18 protein-coding genes are annotated in these 18,931 nt (G+C 68.6%); 6 read left to right on the forward strand and 12 right to left on the reverse strand.

The window, feature by feature from the left end; translation table 11 throughout:
• Position 1: 1 nt before the first annotated feature.
• Both ASE16_RS07145 and ASE16_RS07150 read right to left on the reverse strand, forming a co-directional pair.
• Positions 2-952, reverse strand: coding sequence for a carbohydrate ABC transporter permease (locus tag ASE16_RS07145; RefSeq protein ID WP_055892867.1), 951 nt, complete (start codon positions 950-952; stop codon positions 2-4).
• A gap of 48 nt (positions 953-1,000) precedes the next feature.
• A complete protein-coding gene (locus tag ASE16_RS07150; RefSeq protein WP_402851608.1) occupies positions 1,001-1,924 on the reverse strand; it encodes a carbohydrate ABC transporter permease in 924 nt (307 codons plus the stop codon).
• Positions 1,925-2,098: 174 nt separating this feature from the next.
• Here ASE16_RS07150 and ASE16_RS07155 point away from each other — a divergent pair, with 174 nt between their 5' ends.
• From ASE16_RS07155 to ASE16_RS07165, 3 genes are all read left to right on the forward strand, one after another.
• Positions 2,099-3,103: a LacI family DNA-binding transcriptional regulator gene (locus ASE16_RS07155; protein WP_055892872.1), complete on the forward strand. Its 1,005-nt coding sequence runs from the start codon at positions 2,099-2,101 to the stop codon at positions 3,101-3,103.
• Between the two features lie 121 nt (positions 3,104-3,224).
• On the forward strand, positions 3,225-4,553 hold the full coding sequence (locus ASE16_RS07160; protein WP_055892875.1) for an ABC transporter substrate-binding protein: 1,329 nt from the start codon (positions 3,225-3,227) through the stop codon (positions 4,551-4,553).
• Positions 4,554-4,640: 87 nt separating this feature from the next.
• Entirely contained in the window at positions 4,641-6,692 is a 2,052-nt protein-coding gene (locus ASE16_RS07165; RefSeq protein ID WP_055892879.1) for a hypothetical protein, read from the forward strand.
• A 45-nt stretch (positions 6,693-6,737) separates the two neighbouring features.
• On the opposite strand, the gene ASE16_RS07170 is transcribed toward ASE16_RS07165, so the two are convergent.
• The 5 genes from ASE16_RS07170 to ASE16_RS07190 form a co-directional block, all read right to left on the reverse strand.
• On the reverse strand, positions 6,738-8,177 hold the full coding sequence (locus ASE16_RS07170) for a glycoside hydrolase family 5 protein (RefSeq protein WP_055892885.1): 1,440 nt from the start codon (positions 8,175-8,177) through the stop codon (positions 6,738-6,740).
• A gap of 2 nt (positions 8,178-8,179) precedes the next feature.
• Positions 8,180-9,298 (reverse strand): M24 family metallopeptidase, encoded by a 1,119-nt coding sequence (locus ASE16_RS07175; protein ID WP_157480183.1) that lies wholly within the window; start codon positions 9,296-9,298, stop codon positions 8,180-8,182.
• A 119-nt stretch (positions 9,299-9,417) separates the two neighbouring features.
• On the reverse strand, positions 9,418-10,344 hold the full coding sequence (locus ASE16_RS07180) for a Ppx/GppA phosphatase family protein (RefSeq protein WP_055892889.1): 927 nt from the start codon (positions 10,342-10,344) through the stop codon (positions 9,418-9,420).
• Between the two features lie 5 nt (positions 10,345-10,349).
• On the reverse strand, positions 10,350-10,547 hold the full coding sequence (locus tag ASE16_RS07185; RefSeq protein WP_055892893.1) for a hypothetical protein: 198 nt from the start codon (positions 10,545-10,547) through the stop codon (positions 10,350-10,352).
• An 83-nt stretch (positions 10,548-10,630) separates the two neighbouring features.
• Positions 10,631-12,235 carry an HAD family acid phosphatase gene (locus ASE16_RS07190; protein ID WP_235500406.1) on the reverse strand — a complete coding sequence of 535 codons (1,605 nt, stop codon included), beginning with the start codon at positions 12,233-12,235 and terminating at the stop codon, positions 10,631-10,633.
• Between the two features lie 220 nt (positions 12,236-12,455).
• On the opposite strand from ASE16_RS07190, the gene ASE16_RS07195 reads away from it, so the two are divergent.
• From ASE16_RS07195 to sufU, 3 genes are all read left to right on the forward strand, one after another.
• Entirely contained in the window at positions 12,456-12,782 is a 327-nt protein-coding gene (locus tag ASE16_RS07195) for a hypothetical protein (RefSeq protein WP_055892900.1), read from the forward strand.
• A gap of 109 nt (positions 12,783-12,891) precedes the next feature.
• Positions 12,892-14,169, forward strand: a complete 1,278-nt coding sequence (locus ASE16_RS07200; protein ID WP_055892904.1) for an aminotransferase class V-fold PLP-dependent enzyme — start codon at positions 12,892-12,894, stop codon at positions 14,167-14,169.
• Positions 14,166-14,612, forward strand: coding sequence for a Fe-S cluster assembly sulfur transfer protein SufU (sufU, locus tag ASE16_RS07205; protein ID WP_055892908.1), 447 nt, complete (start codon positions 14,166-14,168; stop codon positions 14,610-14,612). The genes ASE16_RS07200 and sufU overlap by 4 nt, the downstream gene beginning before the upstream one ends.
• 32 nt (positions 14,613-14,644) lie before the next feature.
• Here the strand turns inward: sufU and ASE16_RS07210 are convergent, their stop codons facing one another.
• The 5 genes from ASE16_RS07210 to ASE16_RS07230 form a co-directional block, all read right to left on the reverse strand.
• Positions 14,645-14,926, reverse strand: coding sequence for a hypothetical protein (locus ASE16_RS07210; RefSeq protein ID WP_055894380.1), 282 nt, complete (start codon positions 14,924-14,926; stop codon positions 14,645-14,647).
• A gap of 109 nt (positions 14,927-15,035) precedes the next feature.
• Positions 15,036-15,830: an amino acid ABC transporter ATP-binding protein gene (locus tag ASE16_RS07215; RefSeq protein ID WP_055892912.1), complete on the reverse strand. Its 795-nt coding sequence runs from the start codon at positions 15,828-15,830 to the stop codon at positions 15,036-15,038.
• Positions 15,827-16,729 carry an amino acid ABC transporter permease gene (locus ASE16_RS07220; protein ID WP_055894382.1) on the reverse strand — a complete coding sequence of 301 codons (903 nt, stop codon included), beginning with the start codon at positions 16,727-16,729 and terminating at the stop codon, positions 15,827-15,829. The genes ASE16_RS07215 and ASE16_RS07220 overlap by 4 nt, the downstream gene beginning before the upstream one ends.
• Positions 16,730-16,765: 36 nt before the next feature.
• A complete protein-coding gene (locus ASE16_RS07225; RefSeq protein WP_055892915.1) occupies positions 16,766-17,617 on the reverse strand; it encodes an ABC transporter substrate-binding protein in 852 nt (283 codons plus the stop codon).
• A gap of 204 nt (positions 17,618-17,821) precedes the next feature.
• Positions 17,822-18,790 carry a Dyp-type peroxidase gene (locus ASE16_RS07230; RefSeq protein ID WP_055892918.1) on the reverse strand — a complete coding sequence of 323 codons (969 nt, stop codon included), beginning with the start codon at positions 18,788-18,790 and terminating at the stop codon, positions 17,822-17,824.
• Between the last annotated feature and the right edge of the window lie 141 nt (positions 18,791-18,931).

Raw genomic sequence — 18,931 nt, forward strand, 5'->3', positions numbered from 1 at the left:
TCTACTTGATGCCGGTGGTGGCGATGCCCTTGACCAGGTAGCGCTGGCCGAGGAGGAAGGCGATGAACAGGGGGACGAGCGATATGACCGACATGGCGAACATCCCTCCGTAGTCGGACGTCGACTGCTGGTCGACGAAGCCCTTCAACGCGACGGAGACCGGGAAGACGCTGGTCGTCCGCAGGTAGATGAGCGGGCCGAAGAAGTCGCCCCAGGTCCAGATGAATGTGAAGATCGCTGTCGTCGCGAGGGCGGGGACCATGAGCGGGAGGGTGACCTGCACGAACGTGCGGAGGTGACCGGCGCCGTCGATGCGGGCGGCCTCGAAGATCTCCTTGGGCAGTGCCCGGATGAACTGCACCATCAGGAACACGAAGAACGCGTCGGTGGCGACGAACTTCGGGATGATCAGCGGGAGGAAGGTGCCCAGCCAGCCGAGCTGCTTGAAGATGATGAACTGCGGTACGAGCACGACGTGGATCGGCAGCATGATCGTGCCGAGCATGATGACGAAGAACAGGGTCTTGAACCGGAAGTTCAGCCGGGCGAACGCGTATGCGGCGAGCGAGCAGGAGATCAAGTTGCCGATGATGGCCCCGATGACGATGATCGACGAGTTGCCGAGGAAGACGCTGAACGGCAGACCCTGCGAGCTCCAGCCCTTGACGTAGTTGTCGAGGGTCAGCTCGTTCGTGAAGATGCTGAGGTTGGTGAAGATCTGGTCGTTGGGCTTGAACGACGAGACGACCAGCCAGATCAGCGGGTAGATCATTATGATCGACAGCAGGATCAGGCCGGAGTGCTTGAGGATCGAGCGAACGGGGCGGCGCGCGCTTCGCTTCCGGCGGTCCTGCCGGGGAGAAGCGTCCGTTCCCGGCCGCTCTGCGGTCGGACGGGGCTCTGCGTTCGGACGGGGCTGCCCGTTGGGCCTGGTGTCTGCGGCTGCGGTCATGCGCTGTGCCTTTCTGCGGGTCTCATCGTCTGGGTGCTGGAAGCGGGATCAGTCGTCATAGAAGACCCAGAACCGGGAGAGCCAGAAGTTGAGCGCGGTGAGAGCCGCGATGATGACGAGCAGGAACCACGCCATCGCGGAGGCGTACCCCATGTGCAGTTGAGTGAACGCCTGCTGGTAGAGGTACAGCGTGAAGAACATCGTGGAGTCGGACGGTCCTCCGCTCCCGCCGGAGACGATGTACGCCTGCGTGAACGATTGGAACGCGAAGATCACCTGCAGCACGAGGTTGAAGAAGATGATCGGCGTGAGGAGAGGGAACGTGATCGAGAAGAACTGGCGCACCCTGCCTGCCCCGTCCATCGACGCTGCCTCGTAGTACATGTCCGGGATCTGGCGGAGGCCGGCGAGGAAGATCACCATGGGGGAGCCGAAGGTCCAGATGTGGAGCACGATCAGCGTCCCGAGCGCCGTATTCGGGTCGGAGATCCAGCCGGGCCCCTGGATGCCGAACCAGGACAGGAACCCGTTGACGATGCCCTCCTTGCCGAACACCTGGGTCCACAGGATTGCGATGGCCACGGAGCCGCCGAGGAGGCTCGGCAGGTAGAAGATCGAGCGGTAGATGGAGAGCCCGCGCATCCCCCGGTCGAGGAGGATGGCGATGGCGAGCGCGATGACGAGCTGCAGCGGAACGCCGACGATCACGTAGATGAAGGTGACCCGGAGCGAGTTCCACAGGCGCTCGTCGGCGAACATCTGGGTGAAGTTGTCGAAGCCGATCCACTTCGGCGACTGCAGCAGGTTGTACTTGGTGAACGACAGGTACAGCGAGTACAGCATCGGGCCGATGGTGAAGACGGCGACGCCGATCAGCCAGGGGGCGAGGAAGGCGTACCCCGCTTTGTTGTCGGTGAAGCGAGGTTTGACCTTCGCCCCGCCTCGGCGGGCGTTCAACGCCACGGTTCTCAGTTCGCCAAGACTACTCACGAAGACCTCCTCGTCTGCCGTGCCCACGATGTGGGCCGTGAAAGCGATTTCTCGCGTCGTACGGAATAATGCCGGGGTCTGCGGGCAAAGTCAAACGCAACGTTTCACAAGAGCGTTACTGTGAGCACGGAAGAATCGTTCGGAGAAGGGACGGAAATGGTGCGACGATCAGGGTCTTCGACGATCTCGGAGGTGGCGAGGCACGCCGGGGTGTCGCCCGCGACCGTGTCCAGGGTGATGAACGGCCGGTTCGCAGGAGAGCCGGAGGTGGCGGAGCGCGTCCTGGCGTCTGCTCACACCCTGGAGTACCAGCCGAACCAGCTCGCCCGCGCCCTGGCGCTCGGCCAGACGAAAGCCGTCGCCTTCCTCGTTCCCGACCTCGCGAACCCCACCTTCCAGGCGGTGCTCTCCGGGTTCAGCAAGACGGCGGCGCGCGACGGCTACCGCGCCCTGGTCGCCGACTCCGCCGAGTCGCCGGACGACGAGGCGCTGCTCGCCACCGAGATCCGTCGCAGGAGCGATGCCATCGTGCTGTGCGCGCCTCGTATGCCGGAGAAGGAGCTCGTCGCCCTCGCGGAAGCGCTGCAGCCGCTCGTGCTGATCAACCGGCCGAGCGCGCTGGTCTCCGCTCCGTCGCTGTCCGTCGACTACCAGTCGGGCATCCAGGCGCTTGCGCGGCACCTGTACGACCTCGGGCACCGCAGGTTCGCCCTGGTGATGGGGCCGGAGCAGAGCGTGTCGAACGCGGCGAGGCTCCGCGGCTTCGAGGAGTTCCGGCAGGCCGCGGACGGGGTGACGGTCAGCAATGTCCGGGGCGGCGCCGGGCTCGACGACGGGTCGTCCGCCGCCCAGGCCGTGCGGGAGACCGGCGCCACCGCCGTGCTGGCGTTCAACGACCTCGTGGCCATCGGACTCATCAACGGGCTGCAGGAGCTGGGGGTGGATGTCCCTGGCGAGATCTCGGTGACCGGGTTCGACGACATCCCGTTCGCCCGGTTCTGCGCGCCACCGCTGACCACCGCATCCGTGCCCCACGAGGACCTGGGGGTGGAGGCGTGGCAGCGGCTGCACTCGCTCATCCAGGAGGAGCGGCCGTCGCACAACCTGGTGTTCCAGCCGAGGGTCGAGGTGCGCGGATCCGCAGGTCCGGTGCGGAGCTGACCGAGCGTTGACACGTCGTGCCGATGGCTGCTACCGTGCGTGAAACCGGTTTCTCGAAAACAGTCCTCCCGACGAGATCGAGGCCGAGCGTTCTGGAAACACTTTCACGAAATGAGGCGCAATGACGCGTAGGAACCGGCTGCTCACAGGGGCAGCACTCAGCAGCATCGTGGCGGCTTCGCTCCTGTTGAGCGGCTGCTCCGGCTCACCAGGCGACGGTGGATCGTCCGCTCCGACGGCGTCGTACGACGCGAAGGAGAAGGTCACCCTGCACCTCTCCTGGTGGGGGAACGACGCCCGCGCGGCGATCATGACCAAGGTCATCGGGATGTTCGAGAAGAAGTACCCGAACATCTCCGTCGTTGCGGAGCCCGTCGGCGCTCCCGACGATCTCTTCAACCGGCTCTCCACCGACTTCGCGTCGGGAACGGCGCCGGACGTCTTCGCGCTCGGCGGCTCGAAGCCGCAGGACTACGGGGCGGCGGGATCGCTCCTCGACCTCTCGACCGTGAAGCCCTACCTGTCCACCGCCGACTATCCGGAGAGCGCGCTCACCGCCGCGAAGGTCGACGGCGCGCTCTACGGCCTTCCCACCGGCGGAAACGCGATCGGGCTCCTCGTCAACGAGGATCTGTTCGCGAAAGCCGGAGTCGCGCTTCCCAAGGACGACTGGAGCTGGAACGACTTCATCACGGCCGCTGACACGATCAGCAAGAAGGCGGGCGACGGCGTGGTCGGGCTCGACCTCCGCGTGCAGGATGTCCTCGGCACGTACGCGGCACAGCTCAACAAAGTGGGCATCTACACCGACAAGGGCAAGATCGCGGTCAAGGCCGCCGACATCCAGAAGTGGTACGAGATGGAGCAGAAGCTCGTGAAGGGCGGCGGCCTGCCCGACCCGTCCGTGATCGTGCAGCACTGGAACGTGACTCCGGATCAGACCCTGTTCGGCACCGGCAAGGCGGCGATGAGCTTCGCATACAGCAACCAGCTCAGCGCGTACACGGCCGGCACGAACGGCGCGAAGGTCGAGATCGTGCAGCCGCCGACGAACACGTCGACCACCGGCGTCTCCGTGCTCCCCTCCCAGTTCTGGGCCATCGCGGCCACCACGAAGCACCCGGCCCAGTCGGCACTCCTCGTGAACTATCTGCTCAACGACAAGGACTCGGCGAAGGTGATCCTGGCCGACCGCGGTCTGCCGTTCAACAGCACGATCCTGCCGGTGGTCAAGCCGCTGCTCAGCGAGACGGATGCGCAGTCGGCGAGCTACCTGGAGGACATCCTGAAGGTCGGCGTCGTCTCTCCGCCGCAGCCGGCCGGCGGTGCGATCATGAACGACCTCTCGCAGCGCACGGAGTCCGACATCCTGTTCGGCAAGACGACGGCGGCGAAGGGGGCGGAGAGCTGGATCAGCCAGCTCCAGCAGTCGCTCGACACCGACGGCTGATCGACACGTGAAGTCCAGGCGGGCGGCTCAGCTGAGCCGGCCGCCTGGCTTTCCCGTTCCGCCCTTTCCCTCCGAGAGAGTGATCAGATGCCCCAGATCGACCGCGCGCGGCTCGTCGCCCGCCACGACGTGCACGTCGACAGTATCGACCCGTCTTCGCCGCTGAGCGTCGGAAACGGCGGATTCGGTTTCACGGTCGATCCGACCGGGCTGCAGACGTTCCCGGGGGCGTATCCCGTGGCAGCGCGCTACGGCGAGCAGCCGGGCACCATGCTCGGCACGATGAGCACCTGGGGGTGGCACTCGACGCCGGGAGGAGATGGCCTGGCGCTGCCGCTGCACGCATACGACAGTCCACACGGGCCGGCGCTCTACGCCGACCTCGGCGGCGCGCTCAGCGCGGACAGCGCGAGCGGCCAGTCCGTGGACGAGGAGTGGCTGAGGAACAACCCGCACAGGCTCGACCTCGGCAGGATCGGCCTGTGGACCGGGGACAGCGCCGCCACAGCCTTGGACCTGACGCACATCGACCAGCGGCTGTCCTTGACCGGAGGGCGGATCAGCAGCTCGTTCCGGATCGCCGGGCGTCCGTTCCGCACCGAGACAGCGGTGCACCCGGATCGCGACGCTGTGGCCGTCCGCATCCACGGCACCGGTGAGCTTGGCCTGCGGCTGGCCTTCCCATACGGCTCAGAGGCGTGGGGCAACGCGGCCGACTGGATGCGTGAGGACGCGCACACCAGTCGCGCCACGCGCATCCAGGACGGGTGGCGGATCGAGCGCATCCTGGACCGAACGCGGTACGCCGTGCAGCTCACGGTGAGCGGAGCGGAGCTGGAGAGCGTCGGACCGCACGCGTTCGTGCTGCGCGCGACGGACGGGGGTCGGCCGCTGGAGGTGGTGCTCGAGTTCCTGCCGCATGGCAGGGACGGCGCGATGCTCGACGCGCACGCGGTGTTCGCGGCGAGCGACGCGCACTGGGCGCGGTTCTGGGAGAGTGGCGGAGCGATCGAGCTGGCCGACAGCGAGGACTCGCGCGCACAGGAGCTCGAGCGGCGGATCGTGCTCTCGCAGTACCTCTCCGCGATCAATACGGGAAGTCAGCCGCCGGCGGAGACCGGTCTGATGCTCAACTCATGGCGCGGGAAGTTCCACCTGGAGATGCACTGGTGGCACCAGGCCTGGCAGGCGCCGTGGGGGAGAACGGAGCTGCTGCTGCGCTCGATGCCGTGGTACGAGACCGTGATCGACCTGGCACGGGCGACGGCGCGATCGCAGGGGCTGCCCGGAGCGCGCTGGCCCAAGCAGGTGGGACCGGACGGCCGCGAGGCGCCGAGCCCGATCGGGCCGTTCCTGGTCTGGCAGCAGCCGCACCCGATCCATCTGTCCGAGCTGCTCTACCGGGCGGACCCGTCACGGGAGACGCTGGAGCGCTGGGCGACCGTCGTGTTCGAGACGGCGGAGTTCATGGCGGCCTTCGCCGCGGCCGACGACGGAGCTTTCCACCTCGGTCCGCCGCTGGTGCCGGCGCAGGAGTCGTACGCGGACACGAGGGCGACGGCGAAGGACCCGGCATTCGAGCTGGCGTACTGGGCGTGGGCACTCGGCGTCGCCTGTCGCTGGCGCGAACGCCTCGGACTGACGGTGCCGTCGCGGTGGCGCGCGGTCGCGGCCGGGATGGCTCCGCTACCGCAGCGCGATGGCCGTTACGTGGCTTTGGCGACCCCGCCCTCCCTGGTACGCGACGACCACCCGAGCATGCTCGCCGCACTGGGCGTCGTTCCCGGCACCCCGCTCGTGCATCCAGAGACCATGCGCGCGACGCTGGACGACGTGCTGGCCGACTGGGACTGGGACTCCACGTGGGGCTGGGACTTCCCCATGGCCGCGATGACGGCGACCAGGCTCGGCGCCCCCGAGCTGGCGGTGGACTGCCTGCTGATGGATCGCCCGAAGAACACCTATCTCGTCAACGGGCACAACCGGCAGAACGAGTCGCTGCCGATCTACCTTCCCGGCAACGGGGGACTGCTGCTGGCGGCCGGGATGATGGCGGCCGGGTTCGATGGAGCAGCGGATGCGCCGGGATTCGGAGCCGGCTGGCGCGTGCGGCACGAGGGCATCGCGCCCCTGCCGTAGCCTCGCCAGTGCCTCGGCGGCGCGGCGGCCCTTGGGCTCGGCGGCTCAGCGGCCTGCGGCGATGTGCTCCCGCAGCAGTTCCACCAGCGGGGTGCGCTCGACGCTGTTCCCGAACCGGAACGCGCCGGCGAGCCGCCTGGCGTCGTCTGGGCTCAGTCCGCGGAACCGGTCGGCGAACCGCTCGGCGAGCGGCTCGGCCAGCAGGATGTGCCGCACCAGGACCGCCACGTGCGGCTGACGCCCCCACGGGTACGGCGCGAAGTCGGGGAACTCTCTGGCGAACACGGCGTCGATCGGGTCGAGGATGTCGCGCACTCCCGCGTCCGAACCGCCCCAGGAGTCCACGCCGAGCCTGGCCTTGGTCTCGAGTTCGGGCCTGATCGTCTGCAGATACTCGCTGTCCTCGCGCACGTGCATCAGGCCCTGCAGGCCGATGTCCTTGTATGTCCAGAGCGCCCAGCTCGCGCCGTGCTCGCGGTAGATGTCCAACTGGTCGCGCAGCAACTGCAGGCGGAACGCATCCTGGGTCCGGTCGGCGGTGTACACGGGCCCGAACTCGCCGATCCAGATCGGCGTCCCCGTCCGCCGCATGTATTCGGTGCGCCGCAGGAAGGTCTGCTCGACCACAGCCCGGTCGAAATACTCTCCGCGGGTCCACCCCGGGTATTCCGACGCGCTGGTGATGCCGGGGAGCGCGTAGTCGTGCGCCGTGTACACCGTGTTCGGCAGCGGGTCGGAGCGGCGGTCGAACGCGCTGAAGTCGGTGGAGTACTTGTTGCCGTCGAGGAACAGGATGTGCCGGTGGTCGATGGCACGGATCGCCTTCTCCAGCCGCTCGTAGAAGGGCAGGATCACGTCGCCGCTCGGATCGGCCGGTTCGTTGATCGGGTTGTAGCCCGCGACCTCCGGGCGGTCTTTGAAGCGTTCGGCGATCGCCTCCCAGAGGTGCACGACGCGGTCCTGGAAGTGCGGGTGGTTCCAGAACTCGGCGACGTGCGTCGGGTTGTCGCTGTGCCAGTGCTGGTTCTGCCTTCCTGGCACGGCGTGCAGATCGAGGATGGACCGGATGCCGTGTCTGCCGAGCGTGGTGACCGCTCTGTCCAGCCGCGCGAATCCCTCCTCTCGCAGGCGGAACGGCCGGGCGTCGTCCTCGAAGTGGCGGTAATTGAACGGGATGCGGACGCTGTCGATCCCGATGGACGCGAGGAACGCGGCATCCGGCTCGTCGATGAAGCCGTCGAGGTACTCGTCGAAGAATGCGTCGTACGCCTCCCTGCCGAGCCGGTCGAGCAGCAGGCGGCGGATGCGCTCCTCGTTGCCTGGGTAGCCGCTGATGAAGTTCTCCATGTTCATCCAGCCGCCGAGGCCGACGCCTGACAGGCGGACGACGCTGCCGGTCTCGTCGACGATGTCGCTGTCGCGGACAGTGAGGAAGGTGAGGTCGTTCACGGTGATCCGTTCCGGGGTGAGTCGGTCGTCGAGCATGGTCAGGAGAAAGGGAGCGCGATCGGTCTGGCGAGGCCGCCGACCACGACGGTCGGCCAGTCGGGGTCGGCGGTGAGGACGTCCGTGACGCCGCCGGTGATGACGACGGTGTCCTCGACCTTGCCGCGCGGGACGCTGGGGTTCCAGGCGAACGCCTGACCGTCGCGCACCCGGTCGGCGGTGGCCGGGGTCGCCCGAGGGTCTCTGCCCGCGTAGCCGGTGGGACCGCCCTGGTGGTGGCGCATCCACTCGTCGGCGGAGAAGCCGTGCGCTTCGTACGAGGCGGCGATGTCGGCCAGGACGGCGGAGAGCGGCCTGCCAGGGGTGGTCGCGGCGAACGCGGTGGCCTCGACCTCGCGCAGGCGGGCGTCGGCCTCCGCGGCGCCTGGCTCGTCGCCGACCCACCTGGTGAGGTTGACGATGAGACCGTCCCTCCGGGCGCCGACGACCAGCATGAGGCGATCCCCGATGGGGGCGCCGGTCGGCAGCGGGTGCCGCAAATCGAGCCTGCTCTGCCCGGCGACGAGGGTGACGATCGGCTCGGCGCCGGTGGCGACCACGGCGCGCGAGAGATCGGAAGCGAGCCGGCGTTCGGTGTCGGCCCGGCGGGCGGCGCGGGCGACGGCGGTGACGGCCGCTGCGACGTCGGCGCCGAGCGAGCGGTAGCGCGCCACCTCGACGGCGAGCAGTGTGGCACGCATGGAACGCAGTTCGGGCGCGACGCTGTGCTCTGCGATCGCGCCGGGTACGGGCCGCGAGGCTGTGCCGGGGAGAGGTTCGAACCAGGGATGTTCGACCAGTGCGAACCCGCCGAGTCCGGTGAGCTCCTCCGACACGATGCGGTCGGTCTCGTTCGCGAGCACGTGCACGGTGACCTCGTGGGCGTCGACCAGCACGCTGAGCACAGGGTCGCCGTTCGTCGGGACGGTCACGCGCGCTCCGCACAGCAGCCAGGAGAGCGACTCGCGCGTCGCGAGCGCGATGGCGTGCTCGCCTCTGGCGGTCAGCAGTTCGCGAACGCGGCCGAGCTTGGTCGCGAACTCGGCGGGGGTGGCTGTGCGTGTGGTCGGTGGTGGGGTGGGTGTGGTCGTGGCCGTGCGGCCCGTGCCGTGCTCGCTCATCGTGCTCCTGCGCCCGATCGGTTGTGGATGTGTCCACCTTACCGTGAAAGCGGTTTCGCGAAAGCGGTTTCGCGCACGCGGGTCTGCCGACTGTTCGTCAAGAGCGGGGTGCCGCCGCGTCAGGCGAGGTGGTCGAGGTAGCGCAGGATGATGCCCTCGCGCAGCGCCCACGGGCAGACTTCGAGCTCGTCCACGCCGAACGCGCGCATCGCCTCGCGCAGCACGATGCCGCCCGCGACGATCTGGAACGTGCGGTCGGCCGTGATCCCCGGCAGTGCGGTGCGCGCCTCCGCCGGAAGCTGCGCGAGGCGCGGCACCCAGTCGGAGAGCTCCGACCGCCGCAGCAGGCTGCGCTCGCTGCCTCCCGGCCCGGGAGCTGTCGACCCGGCGAGGCGAGCGAGGGAGCGGATCGTCTTGGAGGTGCCGACCACGTGGCCGCCGGCCGCGCGTCCGGAGAAGCCGCCGACCGCATCCTGCAGGACGGAGCGGGCGTGCATCCTGAGCGCGTCGACCTGCGGTTCGGTCGGCGGGTCGTCGTGCAGGAAGCCGATGGTGCTGCGTCCGGCGCCGAGCGGCACGGAGACGGCGATGTCGGGGTACTCGTCGCGCCCGGAGGCGATCTCCAGCGATCCTCCGCCGATGTCGAGCAGCAGGAGGTCGCCGGCCGACCAGCCGGACCAGCGGCGCACGGCCAGGAAGGTCAGCTTCGCCTCGTCCTCCCCGGACAGCACCTGCAAGTCGACGCCGGTCTCCGCGGTGATGCGCGCGAGCAGCGCCGGCCCGTTGGTCGCCTCGCGGATGGCGGACGTGGCGAACGGCAGCAGCTCCTCGATGCCCTCCGCCTCTGCGACGCGCATGGCCGACGCGATGGCGTCGAGGATGGCCTGGCAGCCTTCGTCGCTGATCGCGCCGTCCGCGTCGATGTAGCGCATCAGCCGCAGCACCGACTTGTGGGTGGCGGCGGGGATCGGCCGGGCGCCGGGATGCGCGTCGACGACGAGCAGGTGGATGGTGTTCGAACCGACGTCGAGGACTCCGAGCCTCATCGCGGTCAGCGACCCTGCCGGTGACGCACCCAGAACCCGATCAGCACGCCGCCGCCGACGGCGACCAGCACGCCGACGCCGCGCACGATCCACTGCGTCGACCCGCTCGCCGCGTCGATCAGCAGGGGGACTCCGAGCCCGACCGCCACGAGGACGATCCCGCCGATCAAATACCAGGGGGACCCGTTCGTGCGTTCGACCATGGGGAAAGAATACCGGTGCGCCTAGCGCGGAAGGTGCGGTCGCGACGCGCGCGACCGCACCTTCCGCACGAGCGGAACGCTCCCTACGGCAGGTAGTACGTCGGGTTCGGCAGCTTCACCGCGCGGTCGGCCGAGCCGCCGATCAGGTCGCTGAACTGGTCGCCGTAGTTGGCGACGATGTCGTACTTCCCGCCGGCAGCCGACTCGACGTGCTTGCGGGTCTGCGACTTGTACTCGATGGTCGTGCACTTCGCGGTCGCGCAGGTGATGTACGACGGCTGCTGGGATGCGCCGACGCCGGTCCACTTGGTGTAGTAGTTCGGCGCGGTGAAGCCGGTGTATCCGACCTTCGCCAGGTTGCCGAGCGTGGCGGCCTTCTGGTCGTCGTTGCGTCCGGTGAGGCCGATGAGCGTGCATCCGGATTTCTGGGCGACTGTGGCGAGCGTGGTCATCGACGGCGTGGCGGGGAACCGCTGGTCCTGCACCCAGACGTCCTGCTCTGCCGGGTTGAAGGTGAAGTGCATGTCCGCCACCTCCATGTCGTACGTCCAGAGCGTGGTGTCGTCGGCGTCCAGGACGATCGCCGGGTTCTTGTGCAGCTTCTTCTCGACGAAGCAGGTCGCGGCCAGCACGGGCAGCTGCCGCAGCACCAGGCTGCGCATCTCGCGGATGTACGGGGAGTCCGTCTTGTTCGCGATGCCGGTGCCAGGGTCTCCGTAGTAGGTGGCGATGGTCTTCTTCACCGAGTCGATGTTCGGGATGCCCTCGCCTCCGGCCGTCGCGCCGCTGGTGCCGTCCGGCGCCATGCTGAAGTGCGTGCGCGGGGCCAGCGTCGGCTCGTTCACGCCCGGCAGGTCGGGCGACGGCAGGTAGTAGGTCGGGTTCGGCAGCTTCAGCGCGCGCTGGGCGTAGCCGCCCTGCAGGTCGGACCACTGGTCGCCGACGTTGAGGTCGATCGTGTAACCCAGATCCTGGATGTGCTTCCTGGTGAGGGCCTTGTACTCGACTGTCGTGCACGCCGCGGCGGCGCAGGTGATGTACGACGGCTGCTGGGATGCGCCGACGCCGGTCCACTTGGTGTAGAAGTTCGCGGCGGTGAACGGGGTGTATCCGACCTTGCTGAGGTTGCCGAGGGTGGCCGCCTTCTGGTTGTCGTTGCGGCCGGTGAGGCCGAAGACGGTGAAGCCGATGGCCGCCGCCTTGTTCACGAACGCGACCATCGCCGGGGTGGCCGGGAACCGCTGGTCCTGCACCCAGACGTCCTGCTCCGCGGGGTTGAAGGTGAAGTGCATGTCCGCCACCTCCATGTCGTACGTCCAGAGCGTGGTGTCGTCGGCGTCGAAGACGATCGCCGGCTTCTGGCCCTTGGCCTTCGCAGCCGCGTACTCCGCCTGCAGTTTGGCGGTCTCGCCCGCGATGATCGTGGACATCTCGCTGATGTACGGCGACGCGGTCTTGTCGGCGATGCCGGTGCCGGGGTCGCCGTAGTAGGTGGCGATGGTCTTCTTCACCGAGTCGATGTTCGGGATGCCCTCGCCTCCCGCCGTCGCGCCGCTCGACCCGTCCGCCGCCATCGTGAACGACGTGCGCGGCGCGAGCTGCTGCTGCTGTCCGTGGCCCGGCCCCGGATCCCAGGCGGACGCTGCGGACGCGTTCACGACGCCGAAGCCGACGACGAGTGCGAGCACGCCAGCCGCACCGGCCGCGAGACGGCCGCGGGGACGAGAGGTTTTCACAGAGGACCGGAGCAACATCGCAACACCAATCGGTCGAGGGGGTCCACCCCCGAATGGGGGCCTGCGAGCACGATAGCGGGATGCGGCCGGTCGCGCCAGAGTTCGCGGCCGTCTCCGCGCGGATGAGCGGACGCCTCTTGTCCGCCCGCTCGCCCTGGCCTAGCATCGCGCCATGACAGACGCATCACCGAACGTCGCCTTCGACCTGCTCGCCACCCGTCTGCTCGAAGACCCGGACGACGACGTGGTCGCCACGGAGAAGGGCCTTCACGTGCACGGGAAGCTCTTCGCCTTCCTCGACGGCGACAGGCTGGTGCTCGACCTGCCGGCCTCCCGCGCGCTCGACCTGGTGGACCGCGGAGTCGCGGCTCCCGCATCCGGAGGAGTGGTGGATGCGCGGGGCTCGTGGGTCGGAATCTCCGACCTCGAGGACTGGCCCGAACTCGCTTCCGAGGCGCACCAGTTCGTCGGGGAGCCGCCGGTCGGGCGCGACTCGTAGCGCTGCGCAGCCGCACGAGACGGTGCGCGGAACGCGCATCCGGGACCGTGCGTGGGAATGCCGTAACCCTCGACTGCATTGCAGTCAGAGGAAGTAAGGTTTTCAACGCATGTACACCGACACCATCGACATCGCCCGCATCCGTGCGGATTTCCCGATCCTCGCGCGCGAGGTCAACGGGCATCCGTTCGTCTATCTCGACTCCGGCGCCACGTCGCAGAAACCGCGCCAGGTCCTCGACGCCGAACGCGCGTTCGTCGAGCGATACACCTCCGCCGTCCACCGCGGCGCGCACACCACGGCAGGAGAGGCGACCGAGCTGTTCGAGGACGCCAGAGCGCGAGTCGCGGCGTTCGTCGGCGTCGACGCGGACGAACTGGTCTGGACCTCCAACGCCACCGAGGGCATCAACCTGCTCGCGTACAGCATCTCGAACGCGTCGCTCGGGCGCGGGGGAGACGAGGCGGCGCGGTTCGGGATCGGCGATGGCGACGAGATCGTCGTCACCGAGTCTGAGCACCACGCCAATCTGGTGCCGTGGCAGGAACTCGCCGCCCGGACCGGTGCGACGCTCCGGGTGATCGGCCTGCACGACGACGGGCAGCTGCGCCTCGACGAAGCCGCCGGAATCATCGGCGCGCGCACGAAGATCGTCGCGTTCACGCACGTGTCGAACGTGCTCGGTGCGATCAACCCGGTCGAGACACTCGTCGCCCTCGCCCGCGAGGCCGGCGCGCTCACCGTGCTCGACGCCTGCCAGTCCGCGCCGCACCTCGCGCTCGACCTGCACGCGCTCGACGTGGACTTCGCCGTGTTCTCCGGCCACAAGATGCTCGGCCCGACCGGGGTCGGCGCGCTCTACGGACGCCGCGATCTCCTCAACGCGCTCCCGCCGTTCCTCACCGGCGGCTCGATGATCACCACCGTCAGCCTCACGGGAGCCGAATACCTGCCGGCCCCGCAGCGCTTCGAGGCCGGCACCCAGCGGGTCTCGCAGGCTGTCGCGCTCGCCGCGGCCGTCGACTATCTCGACGTGGTCGGGATGCGCGCCATCGAAGCGCACGAGGAAGCACTGGGGGCGCGCATCCTGGACGGGCTGGCGGAGATCCCCGGCGTGCGCGTGCTCGGCCCCGGCCGCGGAGTTCCCCGCGTCGGCCTCGCGAGCTTCGTCGTCGACGGCATCCACTCGCACGACGTCGGCCAGTTCCTCGACGACCGCGGCATCGCCGTGCGGGTCGGCCACCACTGCGCGCAGCCGGTGCACCGCCGGTTCGGGGCGACGGCCAGCACGCGCATCAGCACCTACCTGTACAACACAGCGGACGAGGTGGATGCGGCCGTCGCCGCTGTCGCCGACGCCCGCGCCTTCTTCGGAGTCGACCGATGAGCTCGTCCGACCTTCAGAACCTCTACCAGCAGGTCATCCTCGACCACGCCAAGGAGAAGCACGGCTACGGCCTCCAGCCGAATGCGGCGGGCAGTTCGCACCAGCTCAATCCGACGTGCGGCGACGAGGTGACGCTGAACGTGCATCCATCGGCCGCAGGCGGTGTCGCCTCGATCAGCTGGGAGGGACACGGCTGCTCCATCTCCACCGCGTCGGCGTCGCTGCTCAGCGACATCGTGCACGACGTGTCGCGCGAGCAGCTCACGGAGGCGGTCGCCGCGTTCCGTGAGCTGATGCAGTCGAAGGGCGCGATCGACGGCGATGAGGAGCTGCTCGGCGACGCCGTCGCCCTCGCCGGCGTCTCGAAGTACGTCACCCGCATCAAGTGCGCGATGCTGCCCTGGGTCGCTCTGGAGGACGCGCTGGCGAAGTCGGCCGCGTAGCGTCGCCTCCTGGTTCGGGCACCGGCGGACGGCTACGGCACCGGCGCCAGGTCGACCTCGTCGGCGATCGCTTCGAGAGCGGAGGGCAGGGACGGGAACGTCGTGCCGAAGACGAGGCCGGACGGCCCGCTCGCCGTCCAGGTCTGCGCGCCCTTCGCCACGTGGCCGACGAGATACCGGCGGTGGCCGTCGAGCACCTGGCGCTGCGCGATGGCGAGTGTAAGCGGGAACGCGTACACGTCGCCTTTCGGACTGACGACCAGCTCCCAGCGGGCCTTGCCAGGGTTGAATCTGCTTGTGAAGATGCGCGACATGATCGGATAGTTGTATCCCGGTACGCGCATCCCCTGCCACGAAGATGACAGCCTGTTTCTTTTGTTGCGGCGCCGTCGTAACACGTCCGTCGCCGGCTTGACTCTGGCGCTACGCGACCCAGCCGGAGAAGCGGGCGAGGAACGCGCGCGTGCGCTGCTCCCGTGGTGCGCCGAAGAGCTGCGCCGGCGGTCCCTGTTCGGCGATGACACCGGCGTCGAGGAAGACGACCCGGTCGGCCACATCCCGCGCGAACGCCATTTCGTGCGTGGCCATGACGATGGTCGTGCCGGACGCCTTGAGGTCGCGCACGAGTTCGAGGACCTCGCCGACGAGCTCAGGATCGAGGGCGCTGGTGACCTCGTCGAGCAGCAGCAGTTCCGGGTCGGTCGCGATGGCGCGCACGATCGCCGCGCGCTGCTGCTGGCCGCCGGAGAGCCGGTCGGGGAACTCCTTCGCCTTGTCGCCGAGGCCGATCGCCTCCAGCAGCTCGTGCGCCTTCGCCTCGGCAGCCTTCCTCGGGATGCGGTGCACCCTGCGGCTGGCGAGCGTCACGTTGTCGAGCACCGACAGGTGAGGGAACAGGTTGTAGTGCTGGAACACCACGCCGATCCGGCCGCGGACGGCGTCCATCCTGGTGCGCGGGTCGCTGATGTCGTCGTCGCCCAGGAAGATCTGGCCGTCGTCGATGCGCTCCAGCAGGTTGATGGTCCGTAGCAGGGTCGACTTGCCCGACCCGCTCGCGCCGATCAGGGCGACCACCTCGTGGCGTTGCACGTCCAGGTCGATGCCGCGCAGCACCTCGGTGTCGCCGAACCGCTTACGGACCCCGGTCAGCCGGAGGACGGGGGCAGGGCCAGGCTCGGGGGCGGCGCCTGGCACCGGGGTGACCGTCTGCTCGCTCATACGATGCTCCCGACCTGCTCGCGCTTGCGCACCCTGGCCGAATACCAGTCGGTGAGCCGGATCATCGGCAGCGCCAGCGCCACGAACAGCAGGCCGGCCAGCACGTACGGGGTGAAGTTGTATGTGGCGGCGGTCTCGATCTGGGCGGCACGGACCGCATCCACTGCCCCCAGGATGGAGATCAGGCCCACATCCTTCTGCATGGCGACGAAGTCGTTCATCAGCGCCGGCGTGACCTTGCGGATGGCCTGCGGGAGGATCACCAGGCGCAGCGTCTGGTAGTGGCTGAGGCCGAGACCGCGGGCGGCCAGCCGCTGCGATGGATGCACCGCCTCGATCCCGGCGCGGAACACCTCGGAGACGTAGGCGGAGTAGACGAGCACGAGTGCGATCGTGCCCCAGAACTCGGCGGGCATCCGAGGGAAGACGCCGAGCCCTGGCAGGCCGAAGCCGACCAGGTAGAGCACGATGATGAGCGGCATCCCGCGGAACAGGTCCGTGTATCCGGCCGCCAGAGCGCGCAGCGGGAAGAAGATCGGCCCGCGCAGGGTGCGCGTGGTGGCGATCAGGATGCTCACGATCAGCACGCCGATCGCCGCCACGACGAGCACCCGGATGTTCAGCAGCAGCCCGTCGAACACCCTCGGCCAGGCCTGCACGGCGACGGCGGGATCGAAGAAGGTCTGCTGCACCGCCGCCCAGCCCGGCGTATTGATCACGAAGAACCAGGCGAGGACGGCGACGACGATGGTGCTGGCGAGACTGATCAGCACCGACCGGGTGGTCTGCTTCTTGCGGAAGGCGCGGCGGCCGAGCTCGACGGCGCTCGGCTCGACCGGGCCAGGCTCGACCGGGCCAGGCTCGACAGGGCTGGGCTGGGCGGCGCCCGGCTGCTGGATGGTGCTCACCCGATGAACGCTAGCGCTTCCGCACCGCTACTTGAGCACCGGGGCGTTGCCGTCCGTGGCGAGCCACTTCGCGGCGAGCTTGTCCAGGGTGCCGTCGGTGCGGAGCGCGTCGACCGCCGCGGTGACCTTGGCGGTGAGGGCGCTGCCCTTGGCGAGCACCAGACCGAACTGGTCGCCGTCCTGACCGGACGCCTTCGGAAGCTGGCCGACGATCTTCCCGTCCTTCAGCTCGGCGTCGCGCAGGTAGAACGCGGTCGGCAGGTCGACGACGATCGCATCCACCTGCTTGTTCTCCAGGGCGAGCTTGGCGTCGTCGTTCGAGTTGAACGCCTGCACGCCGCCCGCCGGCGCGATCTCCTTCTCCGCAGCGGTGAAACTCGTGGTCGCCGACTGGGCGCCGATGGCGAGCTTCTTCAGGCCGGCCAGCGATGTCGCCTTGGCCGCGGGGGAGGAGCCGATGGTGACGACGACCTGCGTCGTCTCGTAGTACGGCGAGGAGAAGTCCACGGCCTTCTTGCGCTCGTCGGTGATGGAGAACTGCTGCAGGTTGAAGTCGAACGTCTTCGGCCCCGGCGCGATGGCCTGGTCGAACGTGGTGCGCACCCAGGTGACGTCGCCCTTGGCGAAGCCGAGCTTGTCTGCCACCGCGTACGCGACGGCAGACTCGAAGCCCTTTCCTGACTCCGGCTTGTCGTCGATCACCCACGGCGAGTACGCGGGCTCCGCGGTGCCGATGGTGAGCTTGCCCGGCGTGATGTACGCGTCGTCCGCCTTCGCGCTGCCGGTGCCGGTCGAGCCTGAGCCCGATGCGCATCCCGTGAGAGCGAGAGCTGCGGCAGCGACGACGGCTGCGACGGTGAGGATGCGACGGCGGGACATGGCGACTCCGGGCTGTGAGAGAGGGCGGTGAGCTAGGGGTGTGGTGCTGGTGCTGGTGCTGATGCTGAGTGCGGGGGTCTTTCAGCATGGCGCATCCGTCGTGGCGCGGGCAATGCGCGGGTCACAGTGTTACGGGTGCGGCGCGATACTCCGTCGGAAAGGAGACCTGCGGGGCACATGGCCAGGTCAGTCGCCGCGCGCAGCTCAGTCGCCGAGAGAGTCCAGGATGGCGCGGGACGGGGCGAAGAACGTGGTGCCCGTCGCGGCGGTGGAGAAGTCGAGGATGCGGTCGTAGCTGCCCTCCGGATCGCCGACGAACATCCGCTGCAGCATCCGCTCGATCACCCAGAGCGCCCGCGAGTACCCGATGAAGTACGTGCCGAACTCGCCGTGGCCGACGCGGCCGAACGGCATGTTGTCGCGGAGGATGTCGTGCTCGACGCCGGACTCGTCGGTGATCGTGGCGAGGGTCTTGTGCGACTTCTGGCCGTGCTCCGCGTCGTCCAGCTCGACATTGTCGATCTTGGTCCGCCCGATCACGCCCTCCTGCGACGGCGTGGGGAGCGAGCCCCACTTCCCGAGGTCGTGCAGGTACTTCTGCACGACGACGTAGCTGCCGCCCGCGAACTCAGGGTCCTCGTCGCCGACGAGCGTGGACGACGCCATCTCGCCTGCGGTGGGGTTGGCCGTGCCGTCGACGAAGCCGAGCAGGTCGCGGGAGTCGAAGTAGCGGAATCCTGTCACCTCGTCCACCACCTCGACAGCGTCGCCGAGAGCCGACAGCAGCAGCCGCTCGAACTCGAACGTGAAGTCGCCCCGCTCCGCCCTGATGTGGAACAGCAGGTCGCCCGGCGTCGATACGGCGGTGTGCACCGATCCGCGGATCTCGGCGAACGGATGCAGCTCGCGGGGGAGGCCGCGACCGGTCAGCCTGGTCCAGATCGCCGCGCCGACCGCGACATTGCAAGAGAGGTGCGCGTTCAGGTCGCGGAAGCCGACCGTCTTCACCAGGTCGGAGAGACCGGAGAGGACGTCCTTCACGATGGCGAACGCCTCGTCGTTGTCCGCAACGGAGACGACGAGGAAGACAGCGGAACGGGACAGAGGAGCGTCGACGCTCTGGGCTTCGATCGGGACGCGCTGCCAGGCGTGATCGCCGGTGTCGGAGGTCATGGGGAGAGTCTGCCGCACATCCCGCGGTCGGTGGAAGAGGGGTCGTCTGGCGGCGCACTCAGGTAACGGAAAGGTAACGATGCCAGGACCCGAGCGATCCGCACCCTGACGCGGATGCGCTTACATTCCGGAAGCGGAATG

Source organism: Leifsonia sp. Root227 (genome assembly GCF_001428745.1).
Classification (GTDB): Bacteria; Actinomycetota; Actinomycetes; order Actinomycetales; family Microbacteriaceae; genus Leifsonia.